General features: G+C 65.1%; 14 protein-coding genes and 2 pseudogenes. 6 read left to right on the top strand and 10 right to left on the bottom strand.

From position 1 onward, the window contains the following. From AC630_RS05070 to fliL, 5 genes and pseudogenes are all read right to left on the bottom strand, one after another. A pseudogene (locus AC630_RS05070) lies at positions 1-1,316 on the bottom strand (tetratricopeptide repeat protein); the annotation flags it as partial. A gap of 102 nt (positions 1,317-1,418) precedes the next feature. Beyond that, a complete protein-coding gene (locus tag AC630_RS05065) occupies positions 1,419-2,180 on the bottom strand; it encodes a MotE family protein (protein WP_074117371.1) in 762 nt (253 codons plus the stop codon). A 9-nt stretch (positions 2,181-2,189) separates the two neighbouring features. After that, entirely contained in the window at positions 2,190-2,636 is a 447-nt protein-coding gene (locus AC630_RS05060; protein ID WP_074117370.1) for a DUF6468 domain-containing protein, read from the bottom strand. Then, positions 2,633-3,835 carry a flagellar motor switch protein FliM gene (gene fliM, locus AC630_RS05055; RefSeq protein ID WP_074117369.1) on the bottom strand — a complete coding sequence of 401 codons (1,203 nt, stop codon included), beginning with the start codon at positions 3,833-3,835 and terminating at the stop codon, positions 2,633-2,635. Before fliM ends, AC630_RS05060 begins: the two co-directional genes overlap by 4 nt. A 19-nt stretch (positions 3,836-3,854) precedes the next feature. Further along, positions 3,855-4,355 (bottom strand): flagellar basal body-associated protein FliL, encoded by a 501-nt coding sequence (gene fliL / locus AC630_RS05050; protein ID WP_074117368.1) that lies wholly within the window; start codon positions 4,353-4,355, stop codon positions 3,855-3,857. A gap of 382 nt (positions 4,356-4,737) precedes the next feature. Here fliL and flgF point away from each other — a divergent pair, with 382 nt between their 5' ends. From flgF to flgH, 4 genes are read left to right on the top strand one after another with little or no spacing between them, the layout of a single operon-like run. Continuing rightward, positions 4,738-5,499, top strand: a complete 762-nt coding sequence (gene flgF / locus AC630_RS05045; protein ID WP_074117367.1) for a flagellar basal-body rod protein FlgF — start codon at positions 4,738-4,740, stop codon at positions 5,497-5,499. A 16-nt stretch (positions 5,500-5,515) separates the two neighbouring features. Further along, positions 5,516-6,304 carry a flagellar basal-body rod protein FlgG gene (gene flgG / locus AC630_RS05040; protein ID WP_074117366.1) on the top strand — a complete coding sequence of 263 codons (789 nt, stop codon included), beginning with the start codon at positions 5,516-5,518 and terminating at the stop codon, positions 6,302-6,304. Between the two features lie 10 nt (positions 6,305-6,314). Continuing rightward, on the top strand, positions 6,315-7,442 hold the full coding sequence (gene flgA, locus AC630_RS05035) for a flagellar basal body P-ring formation chaperone FlgA (RefSeq protein WP_074117374.1): 1,128 nt from the start codon (positions 6,315-6,317) through the stop codon (positions 7,440-7,442). 3 nt (positions 7,443-7,445) lie between these two features. After that, positions 7,446-8,210, top strand: coding sequence for a flagellar basal body L-ring protein FlgH (gene flgH / locus AC630_RS05030; RefSeq protein ID WP_074117365.1), 765 nt, complete (start codon positions 7,446-7,448; stop codon positions 8,208-8,210). A gap of 236 nt (positions 8,211-8,446) precedes the next feature. Here the strand turns inward: flgH and AC630_RS05025 are convergent. Beyond that, positions 8,447-9,227 (bottom strand): annotated as a pseudogene (locus AC630_RS05025) (2-keto-4-pentenoate hydratase). 84 nt (positions 9,228-9,311) lie between these two features. Next, positions 9,312-10,340: an SDR family oxidoreductase gene (locus AC630_RS05020; protein WP_074117364.1), complete on the bottom strand. Its 1,029-nt coding sequence runs from the start codon at positions 10,338-10,340 to the stop codon at positions 9,312-9,314. Between the two features lie 99 nt (positions 10,341-10,439). Here AC630_RS05020 and AC630_RS45220 point away from each other — a divergent pair, with 99 nt between their 5' ends. Next, positions 10,440-10,709, top strand: a complete 270-nt coding sequence (locus AC630_RS45220; protein ID WP_074117363.1) for a winged helix-turn-helix transcriptional regulator — start codon at positions 10,440-10,442, stop codon at positions 10,707-10,709. Between the two features lie 282 nt (positions 10,710-10,991). On the opposite strand, the gene dksA is transcribed toward AC630_RS45220, so the two are convergent. Further along, the gene (gene dksA, locus AC630_RS05010; protein WP_008554760.1) at positions 10,992-11,357 is read right to left on the bottom strand and encodes an RNA polymerase-binding protein DksA; all 366 of its coding nucleotides are present in this window, start codon (positions 11,355-11,357) and stop codon (positions 10,992-10,994) included. Positions 11,358-11,572: 215 nt separating this feature from the next. After that, a complete protein-coding gene (locus AC630_RS05005) occupies positions 11,573-12,184 on the bottom strand; it encodes an NAD(P)-dependent oxidoreductase (protein WP_074117362.1) in 612 nt (203 codons plus the stop codon). Between the two features lie 142 nt (positions 12,185-12,326). On the opposite strand from AC630_RS05005, the gene AC630_RS05000 reads away from it, so the two are divergent. After that, positions 12,327-12,698, top strand: coding sequence for a winged helix-turn-helix transcriptional regulator (locus AC630_RS05000; protein WP_074117361.1), 372 nt, complete (start codon positions 12,327-12,329; stop codon positions 12,696-12,698). A 162-nt stretch (positions 12,699-12,860) separates the two neighbouring features. Here the strand turns inward: AC630_RS05000 and AC630_RS04995 are convergent, their stop codons facing one another. Then, a complete protein-coding gene (locus AC630_RS04995) occupies positions 12,861-13,274 on the bottom strand; it encodes a flagellar assembly protein FliX (protein WP_074117360.1) in 414 nt (137 codons plus the stop codon). Positions 13,275-13,463: the final 189 nt, after the last annotated feature.

The following is a 13,463-nucleotide window of genomic DNA, read 5'->3' as shown; positions in this document are numbered from 1 at the left end:
AGCGGCGCGGCCGGAGCCGCCGTCTCGACGGGCGGAGCCTCGGCGGTCTCTGCCGGAGCCGCTTTGACCGCCTCCTTCACGACCTCTTTGGGCGCTTCAGTCACCGCAGGCGCTGCGGGCCCGACCGGCGCAACCGCTGCGGCTGACTCCACTGCGGGCGCAGCAGGCTTTGAGACTTCCTTGGGCGCTTCCACAGCGTGAGCAGCTTCGGGCATGGCCGCAGCAGGCACCGGCGCAGGCTTCGGCGCTTCGGCAACCGGCATCGCGGCGGGAGCTTCCGTTTTGACCTCGGGCTTCACCTCTATCTTGGCTTCTCGCGCGATCGTCTCCGACGTCGGCGGTGCGATCTCGCGGTGGGCGTCCTTCGGCCTCTCGGCCGCCGGCTTTTCCGGAGCCGGCGCCTGTGCGTGACCGGCAGGCTTGGCCTGCGCGATCACCGCCTCGGGCGTCGCGGCCATTTTGCCCTTGTCCGGCTGGAAGGCGACGTCGACGACGTAATTCTTCTCGTCGCGGAAGGCGTGCACGTCGGAATCGCCGATCAACGCGATCTCGACCGTGGTCTGGTCGATGTCGGCCTTCTGCTTGATCGATGCGACGTTCGGCGGCGCGGCGACGACCGCGTCCGCCAGGTCGAAGCTGAGACTGGCGTTGAAGGCGAGCGTGAGCTTCTGCTCGTTGAGCACGGAGGAGACGCCGACGCCGTCGGGCATCTCGAACACGAAGCGCACGAAGGTTGGCTGCACCGAGGCGCGCACGCGGATCTGCGGACGCTTCCTGGTCTCGGCCGCGGCACGCTGCGCGCGCAACGCCCGTTCGGCCACGCGCGCACGCTCGGCCAATTCCTTGACCACGTCCATGGGCAGGCTCGGCGGCGGCCCCTTCCAGCCCTCGGGCAGGAGGTCGATGAAGGTGCGCTCGCCGGCATTCATGGTGTTGACCGTGACGCGCCGCGCCAGCGACAGGCGGATCGCGCTGCCGTCGGGATCGCGGCGGGCGGAGTTGACGTAGTCAGGCGCGGCCTCGGGCACGCGGTCGACGGGAATGTCGACGGGGCGGTCGAAGCGGACGATGAGAATGGAGCCGGCCGTCGTCACCTCGGAGGGAACATCCTCGCCGAGCTTGATCACGAGACGGGCGAATCCGCCGCCGGCCGAAAACGTCGCCTCACCCCGGACCGCATCGGCCGCACGGGCAGGCGCACCGAAGCCGATCAGGAGGCAGGCCGCCAGCACAGGTGCCTTGCGGACATGACGCGACAGCCCCCGCGCCACGGCGCGGGCTCGCGACACAAATCCAGCGGCAGCCTTCTGCGCCATTGGCGGCATTTCTTCCGGTTCGATGGCCCATCCCGGCACTGGCGCCGGCGCGTGCCGTCGACTGTAGGTTTTGCCAATTAAGGACTTCTTAAGTATGCGTCCTCAATTCGGCTTTTGCGTCGGCTTGCCGTCGATCTTGGGCAGGTCGCCGGCCGAGGCCGATTGATCTCCGCCGCCATTGGCACGGCGGGCCATCTCGACGGTCAGCCGCTCGGCGGCCTCGGGCGACATCAGGCCGAGGATGTCCGACATCTTTCGCGGCGCGATTTGCGAGGCGATCTCGATCAACACGCCCATCTCGAGCCGGTCGAACACCCGCGCGGCGTCCTTGGGCTTCATGCTCTCATACATGATCACGAGGCCCTTCATGCGCTGGGCTTCGGCAGCCTTCTGCTCGGCCTGGGTCGTGGAAATGCGGGATTCCACCGCCTTCATCTCCTCGACCTTGTTCTCGATGCGCTTCTCGGCCGACTTCAGCAGGCTCTCGCGGATGTCGATCTCGCGCTGGCGGGCCTCGATCTCCTGGCGGCGCGCCTGCAAGCGTTCCAGGATCGCGCGCTCCGAGGCCGAGACCTGCGGCTGGGCCTCGTCCATATTGACCACGCCGCCTTCGGGCTTGGTCTCGGGAGCAGCCGGCTTCGGCGGCTCCTTCGGTGCGCCATGGGTCGAGCCGGTGATATCCGGGTCGTCGCGGCCGGTCGGGAAGTTCAGATTTTCCTGGGCCCAGGATTTCTTGGTCTGGCTCGGCTGGTAGTCGAAGACATAGCCGCCATTGACCACGAGGCCGGCGACCTTGAGCATGGCGAGGCCTGCGACGGCAACCAGGACGACCGGTATGACGCGGATGTTACGAAAGGACTTCATGCCCTGACTTCATGCGGCAAGACCGTTGGATCGTCGGCGCTCGGAGAATGCTTCCGCCGCAGCCGCCACCGCCTTCGCGGACGAGGGCTTGGCCACGGGCGCCGCAACCGTTTCCGGACTGGCCACGGGGCGCGCGGCAATCGCGATCTTGGACAGGCGCCGCACCACGTTGTCGGCTTCGCCGAGCTGCTTGTAGAGCTGGTCGGACATTTGCGTTGCCGCCGCAAGCTGGCTGCCGAGGTTCTCGTTGACGTCGCGTACCGCCAGCTTCAGCCCGCCGATCGCGCGTTCGGCGATCTCGGTGGCAGTGATCAGCTCGGCGATGACCGCCTTCAGCGAATGCTCGTCGGCCTTGAGCCGGGTCAGGCGCTTGTTGAGCAGGATGCAATAGCCGATGGTGAGCATCAGCAGGATAGCCACCAGCGTTTCGATCGCCATTCCAAGGGAGTGGTTCATGGGGCCTCCATCATCTTGTTCTGCTCATCCACCTTCTCAAACATCGCAAGTGTCGTACTTGGCTTGCGCAGGGGTTTCGTCACCCGAATCGCGACGCGGTCGCCGACCCGGCCCATCCGTCCCTCGGTCAGGGTGACGTCGCCGCAGCGCACGGTCACGTTGGCATCCGCGCGCATGTCCAGCGGCAGGGTGTCGCCGACCTTCAGCCGCATCAGCTGTTTCAGCGGAATATCGGCCTCGTAGAGCACGGCATCGACGGCGATCTCGGCCTGCACGATCTCGGTGGCAAAATGGCCCTCCCAGACCGGGTCGCGGCCGAACTTTTCGCCCATGAACATCTGGAGCAGGACGCCCCGGATCGGCTCGATGGTCGCGTACGGCAGCAGCAGCTCGATGTTGCCGCCGCGGTCCTCCATGTCGATGCGCAGGCGCACCAGGATCGCGGCGTTGGCCGGACGGCTGATCGCGGCGAAACGCGGATTGGTCTCCAGCCGGTCGATCGTGAAGGTCACCGGCGACAGCGGCCGGAACGCCTGCTCGGCGTCGGCCAGCACCACCTCGACCAGTCGCTTGACCAGTTCGGTCTCGATCGTGGTGTAGGGCCGGCCCTCGATGCGGAGCTGGCTCGTGCCGCGGCGACCGCCGAGCAGCACGTCGATCATCGAGTAGATCAGGCTGGAATCGACCGTCGCCATGCCGAAGTTTTCCCACTCCTCGGCCTTGAACACCGAGAGCACGGCCGGCAGCGGGATCGAGTTCATGTAGTCGCCGAAGCGCACCGAGGTGATGCGGTCGAGCGAGACTTCGACGTTGTCGGAGGTGAAATTGCGCAAGGAGGTCGTCAGCAGCCGCACCAGGCGATCGAAGACGATTTCGAGCATCGGCAGACGCTCGTAGGAGACCATCGCCGAATCGATGATCGCGCGAATGCCGGAATGGTCGTCGATCGTGACGTCGCCGACCGTGAAGCCGAGGAGGTTGTCGATCTCCTCCTGCGACAGCACCCGCTCGCCGGAGTTCTTGCCGGTGCCGAGATCGCGGCTGCCGTCCTCGACCATCGCCGCCCATTGCAGGGCCATGGTCTCGGATAATTCGTTTTGAGCAGCAGCCTTCGCGGCCTCGGCGGGATCCTCGGAATCGAGCGAGGCCTCCCACTGGGCGGCAATTGCATCCTGGTCGACTTGGTCGTTGCCCGCCATGATCCCTAGCCCGCCATGCTCACTGGATCACGACTTCCTTGAACAGCACCGCGCTGACCTGGATCGGGGCAACGGCCGCGTTGACGCGCTTGGTCAACTCTTCCTTGAGGCGGAAGACGCCGGCGGAGCCGTTGAGGTCGGAGGGGCGCAGTTCGCGCACATAGGTCTGGAAGATGTCGGTGACGCGCGGCATCGTCGGCTTGATCGCCTCGATCTGCTTCTCTTCCTTCAGTTCCAGCACGATTTTCAGCCGCAGATATTGCACGCGCTCGCCCGGCGCGCCGGCGAGGTTGACCATGATGTCGGGCACGTCGACGAAGGACGGCGGCTTCGGCGGGGGCACCGCCTCGGCGTGATGCTCGTCGTCGCCGTGACGGAACAACAGGAACCAGGTCGCGGCGCCGCCTCCGAGCAGGACGAGCGCGGCGACGATGATCACGATCAGCTTGAACTTGCTCTTCGGGGCAGCGGCTTCCGCGCCTTCGGCGGCTGCGCCGCCTTCCGCTTCATTCTCTGCCATGGTCGATCGCGCTCGCTCATCTCATACGGGGCGAAAGAGCGAAGCCTCCTGGCAGACAGTGACGCGATACAAATGCCCCAGCGCAATGCGCTCCTCTTGCACGCAACGCTACGGTAATAATGGTTAACGGAACCTTTCGATTGGGCCTCAGGTAGGAAAAATCTGCCGGGCAAACATGGCTAACAGAACCTTTCTGCCGCCTTCCCGCGCCTGCCAAAAATCTCCAATACATTGAAATTACACAATTTTCTAGGTTGGCACGACTTTCGCTGAGAGAGGGCCGAGACCCCGCGGTTTGGGAGAACCCGACGGTCTCGATCACGGGGTCCGCCAAGGCGCTTGGGAGAGCGAGGTGGCAGATCTCACTCAGGGGAGATTTCCGATGCAGAACGCGCTTCTGATCGGCTTGTCACGTCAGATGACGTTGGAACGGCAGATGGATGTCATCGCCAACAACGTCGCCAATGCCAACACCAACGGCTTCAAGGCCGACCATTCGCTGTTCGAGGAGTACCTCAACTCGAACGCGCGCGAGGACAATTTCGTCGGTTCCGACCGTCGCGTCTCCTATGTGCAGGACCGCGGCACCTTCCGCGACGTCGGCCAGGGACCGATGGAGCCGACCAACAATCCGCTCGACATGGCGATCGACGGCAACGCCTTTTTCGCGGTGCAGGCCAATGGCGCCGAGTTCTACACCCGCGACGGCAAATTCTCGCTCAACAGCACCGGCCAGCTCGTCACCTCCGACGGCAACCTCGTGCTCGGCACTGGCGGCCCGATCACCTTCCAGCCGACCGACCACGACATCAACGTCGCGCCCGACGGCACCGTCACGGTGCTCGAAGGCACGGCAAAGACCGACTCGATCCGCGGCAAGATCCGCATGGCCTCGTTCGACGATCCGGCCAAGCTGACCAAGCTCGGCGCCAACCTCTACAGCGCCGGCTCCGCGACCCAGCAGGCCAACACCAAGTCCAGCGTGCGCCAGGGCTACATCGAGAAATCGAACGTCAACGCGGTCGGCGAGATGAGCCGCATGGTCGAGGTCATGCGCAGCTACACCGCAATCGCCAGCCTGCTCCAGCAGCAGAGCGACCTCCACAAATCGGCGATCGAGAAGCTCGCCGACGTTCCGGCCTGATTGAGGGAGAACTGACATGCAGGCGCTTCACACCGCAGCGACCGGGATGGCGGCACAGGAACTCAACGTTCAGGTGATCTCCAACAACATCGCCAACCTGCGCACCACCGGCTTCAAGAAGCAGACCGCAGCATTCCAGGACCTAATCTACGAGCACGTCCGCCGCGTCGGCGCCCAGTCGTCCGACCAGGGCACGATCCTGCCCGTCGGCGTCGACATCGGCGGCGGCGTCAAGACCGTCGGCACCCCGCGCAGCATGACGCAGGGCACGCTGTCCCAGACCGGCAACGATCTCGACCTCGCGATCTCGGGCGACGGCTTCTTCAAGATCCTGATGCCTGATGGCACCTACCAGTACACCCGCGACGGCACCTTTCAGACGGACAATCAGGGCCGCATCGTCACCGCGCAGGGAAACCCGGTGCAGCCGACGATCACGATCCCGAACAACGCGTCGGGCCTGACCGTCAACGTGCAGGGCCAGGTCTCGGTGACGCTGCAGGGCTCGTCGGCCTCGACCATTCTCGGCCAGATCGGCCTGACCCGCTTCATCAACAAGGCGGGCCTCCAGCCCGTCGGCAGCAATCAGTTCACCGAGACGCCCTCCTCCGGTCCACCCCAGGACGGCACGGCGACCGCCGAAGGATACGGCAACATCACCCAGGGCAGCCTCGAGCAGGCCAATGTCGACGTCGTCTCGGAGATGAGCGACCTGATCGCGGCCCAGCGCGCCTACGAGATGAACGCCAAGGTGATCAGCGCCGCCGACCAGATGATGCAATCGACCACGGCGCTGTTCCGCTGAGGTGATGACGATGATCCGCACCACCCTCGCCACGATCTCCGCTCTTTTCGCGCTGGCGCTGCCGGTAGAGGCCGCCGACGACGTCGTCGCCGTGCCGACGCTGCGCGCGAGCGTCACCGTCACCGCCGACGTGGTACGGGTCGGCGACCTCGTCGACAATGCCGGGTCCGCCGCGCTGATCCCGGTCTACCGCTCGCCCGATCTCGGCACCACCGGCGCGCTGCCGGTTGCGCAGGTCCTGAGCGTGTTGCGCGCCAAGCAGGTCATCGGCGTGATGACCGGCGACATCAAGGAGGTGTCGGTCACCCGCCCCGCCCGTACGCTCGCCAACAAGGATCTCGAAAACGCGGTCGCCTCCGCGCTCGAGCGCCGCTTCGGCCTCGGCGATGCCGCCAACATCAGCGTCACGTTCGATCGCGGCATCGCCGACATGCAGCTCGATGCCTCCAACACCGGCGCGCTTCAGCCGGTCGCAACCCGCTACGACGCGCGCAGCGGCCGTTTCGACATCGCCTTCGAAATCGGCAATGACAGCAATCCGGCGCCGACCAAGCTGCGCTTCACCGGCACCGCGATCGAGACGGTCGAAGTGGCCGTGCTGACGCGCGACATCGATCGCGCCGAGCTCCTGAAATCCTCCGACATCACGGTCGAGCGAAAGCCGAAGGCGGAAGTCACCGGCGAGCCCGCCTCGCGCGACCGCACCATCGGCATGCAGCTCCGCCGGCCGATGCGAGCGGGCAATCCGATCCGCGTCGCCGACATCGTCAAGCCTGACTTCGTGCAGCGGGACCAGAGCGTCACCGTCATCTACCAGGTGCCCGGGATCTACCTCACCACACGCGGCAAGGCGATGGAGAGCGGCGCCGAAGGCGACACCGTGAGCGTGCTCAACTTGCAGACCAAGCGCACGCTCACAGGCGTCGTCACCGGCCGCGGCCAGGTGACGGTGCAGGGTGCAAGCCAGTCCGCCCCGATGGCGCCCGCGGTCGAGCAGACCTCCTCGCTCCAGCGCGACGAAACGCCGGCTGCGGCCCTCGCCCGGAGCCTGGTCGAGGCTCCACGGTCTCCGGCCCAGATCGCACAAGCCCAGATCCCGCAAGTTCGCGCCTCGCAAGCTCCAGCCAAGTCAGAGTAAGTCATGTCCCCGTTCAGTTCGGCTTCCCGTCTCCGTCGCATCGCGATCTCGGCCCTGCTGCTGGCAACCTGTGCGCTGGCGAGCGGCTGCTCCTCGATCGATCGCCTGTCGCAGATCGGCGAGCAACCGAAGCTGTCCGCGATCGACAATCCGACGACGCAGCCGGGCTACAAGCCTGTGCAGATGCCGATGCCGAAGCCGGAAGTCGCCTCCTACAATCCGAACTCGCTGTGGCGCAACGGCAGCCGCGCCTTCTTCAAGGATCAGCGCGCCCATCAGGTCGGCGACCTCCTGACGGTGACGGTCAATTTCACGGACAAGGCCAACATCGCCAACGAGACCCAGCGCAGCCGAACCGCCACAGAAAATTCGGGGATTACAAACTTTATCGGCGCCCAGACGATTACCCAGCCGCTCAAGATCCTGCCCGGCCGCCTTCTCACCACCGACTCGACATCCTCCGCCGACGGCAAAGGCTCGGTTCAGCGCCAGGAAGCCCTGCAGACCAACGTCGCCGCCGTCGTCACGCAGGTCCTTCCGAACGGAAACCTGGTGGTCGAAGGCAAGCAGGAGATCCGCGTCAACTTCGAGGTTCGCGAACTGGTTGTCGCCGGCATCGTGCGGCCCGAGGACATCCAGAGCGACAACACCATCGACTCCAGCAAGATCGCGCAGGCCCGCATCGCCTACGGCGGCCGCGGCCAGATCATGGACGTGCAGCAACCGCGCTACGGCCAGCAAGTCATGGACGTGCTGCTGCCCTTCTAAGTCTCTCCCGAGCTCCCACATCGTGTTCGCGAACCTAGGCGCGAACGACGATGTACTACGCGGCCCTCGCTAGCTCCCCTGGCGAGGGCCGCATGTATTTTGGCGATGGTGCGGCGCGCAGCGAGTTCAGCGCCGCCGCCCCAGACTCCGTCATTGCGAGCGCAGCGAAGCAATCCAGACCGTCACCGCGGAAAGAGTCTGGATTGCTTCGCTGCTCTCGCAATGACGCGGTGGCGTCAGGTGAACTCCGCCTCGACGGTCCCCAACCCCTCCAGCTCCATCCGCACCTTATCACCGGCCTTCAGCCACAGCGTCTTGACCAAACTCCCGGTCAGCACGAGCTGCCCCGCGTGCAGGCCCTTGCCCTCGGCGGCGAGATGATTGGCGAGCCAGGCGAGCGCGTTGTGAGGGTGGCCGAGCACGTCGGCGCCGGTGCCGTGGCTCACCTCCTCGCCATTGACGATGGCGCGGCCTTTGACCGCCCCCCAGGTCCGGCACCGACGAGCGCGGCACCGCCTCGCCCAGCACGCAACCGGCGGCGAAGAAGTCGTCGGCGATCAGCGTCGGCACGCCCATCGTCTCCCATTTCACATAGCGGTCGTCGACGATCTCGATCGCGGGAGCGTAGGCGTCGACCGCCTCGCCGACCCATTCGGCTGTGAACGGCGCCTCGCCGGCGGCGAGAGTGCGCTGCAGCCGCACCGCGATCTCGCATTCGACGCCGACCCGGACGTAGTCAGAGGCAGCTAGCTTCACGCCGCTGTCATGGACGCCCTTCTGGAACACGCCGCCGCCGCAGGGATGCCTGATGCCGATATAATCCTGCATCACCGGGCTGGTGCAGCCGATCTTGTAGCCGACGAGCGAGCCGACATTCTTCAGCAGAAGGTCGTGCAGCGCGCGCTGGACCTGATAGCCCTCGTCCTCGTCGGCAGGTGGATGCTGCAGCGCCGCGAGTGGCGCACGGTTGCGGCGCGCCAGCGCAATCGCCTTTGCGGCTTCGAGAATGTTGTCCATCGGCGCCGCCTCCCACGCTACGTTGTTCAGAGCGGCAGTTCAGCATTCCCGTCCGGGCCTGACAAGCGCGGGCGGCGTGTCCTCTCAGCCCTTGACGAGGCCGAGGCGGATCAGGCTTTCGGCCGTGCTGAGGATCGCTTCGTCGTTGGAACGAGCCTGCCAGCCGAGCAGCGACCTTGCCTTGGCGCTGGTGGAATGCCTGACCTTGCCGAGCATCGGCACGACGGCACGCAGCAGAGGAATCCGGTTCGCGGCCAGCCGCACCAGCCAGTCCGGGGCCTGGAGCCGAGGAACCCGGCGCGCCCCTGGTCCGAGTTCCCGCCGCAGCACTTTGGCAATGTCGAGGATCGACATCGTCTCGCCGGAGACCGCGATGAAGCGCTCGCCCTTGGCTTCCGGCGCAGTCATCGCCCGCAGATGCAGGTCGGCCACGTCGCGGACGTCGACCACGCCGAAATAGACCCGCGGCACCGCCGGCATGGCGCCGTCGAGCAGCGATTTGACGATTTCGATCGAGCCGGAGAAATCCGGCCCCAGCACCGGACCGAAAATGGCGGCGGGATTGACGACCGACAGTTCGAGCCCGCCACCCTCGCGCGCGACGAAATCCCAGGCCGCCCGTTCGCCCAGCGTCTTGGATTTGACGTAGGGCTGGACGTCGGCGCCATCGAGGTTGGTCCAGTCGGTCTCGTCGAACGGCTTGTCGCGCGGCGAATGGCCGTAGCCGATCGCACCCAGCGACGAGGTGACGACGACGCGCCTGACGCCGGCCTCGCGCGCGGCGCGCAGCACCCGCAGCGTCCCTTCGCGCGCCGGGATGATCATCTCGTTCTCATCGTCAGGCACACTGGTCGACAGGGGCGAAGCGACATGGAGCACGTAGTCACAACCGGCGACCGCCCCGCGCCAGCCGTCGTCCCGGGTGAGGTCGGCCGTGAAGAAGGACAGGCTCTCCGGCGAAGCCGCCCCACCCTCGCGCAGCATTGCCAGCACGTCGGCTTGCCGGTCCGGCCGGCGCACCGTGGTCCGCACCGCGTGGCCGGCGGCCAGTAGGCGCAGGACGACATGGATGCCGACGAAGCCCGACCCGCCGGTGACCAGGACAGTGCTCATTGCCACTCCCTCGTTGCGTGGGCCGCAAAACTCGTTCCGCACGGCCCTGCTCAGGGGCGCATCTGGTCACTATCTCCGAGGGAACAAGTAGAATCCAGTATGGCGCTGATGAACGGTTCCCAACGCTTCGGCGTGTTGCGGCGGTCGATCGGCAGCGTCACCCGGCACATGCTGGCTCCGCAACCACGCGAGCTCAAACAAGGCGGACTGGTGTCGCGCACCGCCTTCGCGGAGAAAGCCGCTACGGGTCGAGTACGAGCTGACCGACGCGGCCTGCGGCTGTTGCCGGCGTTTAAGGAAATGTTGAGCCGGTCCAGGCTTTATGAGGACGCGCACCATGCGGTCTCGCAATTGGCGCACGAGGGGTGATTGCCGCGATACTTGATGCGGCGGGACCGACGTCTCAGCATTCGAGTCGATCTCGTTGATGCGACTCGCAAAACCTCCCTCACCTGAAGTGAAGGCTGTTTCTCATCCAAACTCACGTGAGCTCGGAGGAATAGACCTTAGCCCATTGATCGCGATTCACTTTTCGCGATTGCGCTCGCGCGTTGAGGCGCACGTCTGCTGGCAGCAGGCAAAATGCCAATTGCGGCGCGAAACGGCGCCCTAGTTCCAAAAACAAAGAGCCGCAACTCTGCGGCTCGGACTCTATTCGTCGCGGTAGACCTTCTCGCGTTTCTCGTGGCGCTCCTGCGCTTCCACCGAGAGCGTCGCGATGGGCCGGGCCTCGAGCCGCTTCAACGAGATCGGCTCGCCGGTATCCTCGCAATAGCCGTAGGTGTTGTCCTCGATACGCTGGAGCGCGGCGTCGATCTTGGCGATCAACTTGCGCTGGCGGTCGCGGGCGCGGAGTTCGATTGCGCGGTCGGTTTCGGACGATGCCCGATCGGCGAGATCGGGGTGGTTCACGTTCTCCTCCTGCAGAGCCTGCAGGGTGAGCTTGGACTCTTTGAGGATCTCATCCTTCCAGGCGAGGAGCTTCAAACGGAAGTACTCCTTCTGCCGGTCGTTCATGAAAGGCTCTTTTTCGGTCGGTCGGTAGTTTTTCAACTTTTCCAAGGGCGGCCTATCTGTCTAAGCAACGACTCGCTAACGGAACGGGGTCCCGTTGAGCGGGGCCTTATATAGCGGCCTCCTGTGACAGACAATATTTCCCTGCCCTCGCGATTGGTACCCCCAAGCCCTTGCACAGGAAGGTCTATCCGCAGCCCCGGAGGGCGGCTTTCGGCTCAGTAGCCGACTGTGAAGCGCTGCCTCAAATGGGCCGGCCGCTCGATCTCGTCGGCGAGCGCAATGGCGTAGTCGGCGAAGGTGATCCAGCTTTTCCCGTTCGCATCTGCGAGAAGCTGGTCGCTGCCGAGCCGGAACTTGGCTGTCCGTTCTCCCTCGGTGAACAGCGCCGACGGCGAGAGGAAGGTCCAGTTCAGTTCCTTTTCCTGCCGCAGCAGCTCGAGAAAGGCCGAACCTGCCTCCGCCTCAGCCTTGTATTGGTCGGGAAAACCGGGAGTTGTGACCAGCTTGACGCCCGGGGCGACCTCGAGACTGCCGGCTCCGCCGACGACCAGATAACGGCCCATCTTGGAATCCTTCGCCGCGCCGATCAGCTTGACCGGGTCGCTGGCCAGGAAGTGCACGGAACTCACGGCAACCTCGTGCCCCGACCAGAGTTCGGCGAGACCAGCCTGGTCGAGCACGTCCCCTTTGGTGGGCGTGACATTTGGCAGGGCCGCGATCTTCTCGGGGTTCCGGGCGATAGCCGTGACCGCGTGGCCGCGGCGGGACAGTTCCTTGGTGATCTCCGACCCGGCCCGGCCCGAGGCGCCGGCGATTGCGATTTTCATCGAAGCCTCCTTTGCTTCACTAGTAACTAATAGTTACTAGATATATTAAAGGATGCTGGTGTTAAGAGAGCACTTTGTGCTTACCTGATTACGCCGGAGTAACCGGCAAGCGCCCGAACGAACGGATCGCGAGGACCCGACAATGAAACCCGATGTCTATGCAGCGAACTGCCCCACGCGCCAGATCCTCGATCGCGTCGGCGACAAATGGGCGGTGCTGATCCTGCTGCTGCTGCGCGAGAAGCCGATGCGTTTCAATCAGCTGCGTCGCACGATTGAAGGCATTTCGCAGAAGATGTTGAGCCAGGTTCTCAAATCGCTCGAACGCGACGGCCTGATCAAACGCCGCGCCATCGCGACCGTGCCGGTGACGGTGGAGTATTCGATCACGCAGCTTGGCGTGACGCTGGCGGCGGCGGTCGATCCCCTGCGCGATTGGGCCGAACAAAATCTGAAAGACGTGCTCGCCGCCCAGCGCCGCTACGATTCGCAGCAGAAGGAAGAAGCGGCGTAAGTTGGTGAAGCCAGACCCGTCATCCTGATGTGTGAGCAGCGCGGTGCGTAGCACCGTGCTGTGGGCCTCGAAGGATGTGCGGCCGAGATGCGCCGGCGGGGCCGTCGCCCTTCGAGGCTTGCCCTGCGTTGCAGGGCGCGCACCTCAGATGATGGATAGCGGTCAGGCCTGCCCGGCCTTCGCCAGTTCGACCTCGACGCGCAACTCGATCTCGGAGAGCACGCTATCGAGGCCGGGATCGCCCGAGGACGATTTCAGGTTCGTCGCCGCATCGCGCAGTCGCATCACGGTGGAAGCGTCGAGATTGCCGGACAAGAGCCCCATCTTGAGATCGTCGAGCACGTCGAGCGCGGTCCTGCCGCGGGCGACCGAACGTTTGCGGCGCTCGACCGGATCCTCCTCGATGCCTTGCAGCGCAAGCAATGCGTCGATGTTGGCGGCGGCCTTCGGCGCGGCAGCGGCCCGCGTCTCCTGCGCCGACGAGGTGTCGGGCAACACGAAGGTGCCGGAGCCCGTCCGCCTGGCCTGGCCGGCCGGCGTTCCGAGCGTGGTGCCATTCGGTCCGTAGATGCGCATCGCAGCAATCCAAGTGATCGATGCGTCACCTTCGCTGTTTTATGGTTAACGGCGCGTAAACAACCCGGCAAAATCTGCCGACAGGCGGCAGTTTCGCTCCTCAGGGACAACACCTGCTGGCACCGGCCGCAACGAATTTATTCAACTCATTCAATTACCTAACTCCGCCGCCCCGCGTTGGCACGGCGC

Origin of the sequence: Bradyrhizobium sp. AS23.2, from assembly GCF_001908185.1 — a bacterium.
Lineage (GTDB): Bacteria > Pseudomonadota > Alphaproteobacteria > Rhizobiales > Xanthobacteraceae > Bradyrhizobium.
This window is presented reverse-complemented; position numbering and strand designations above follow the sequence as displayed.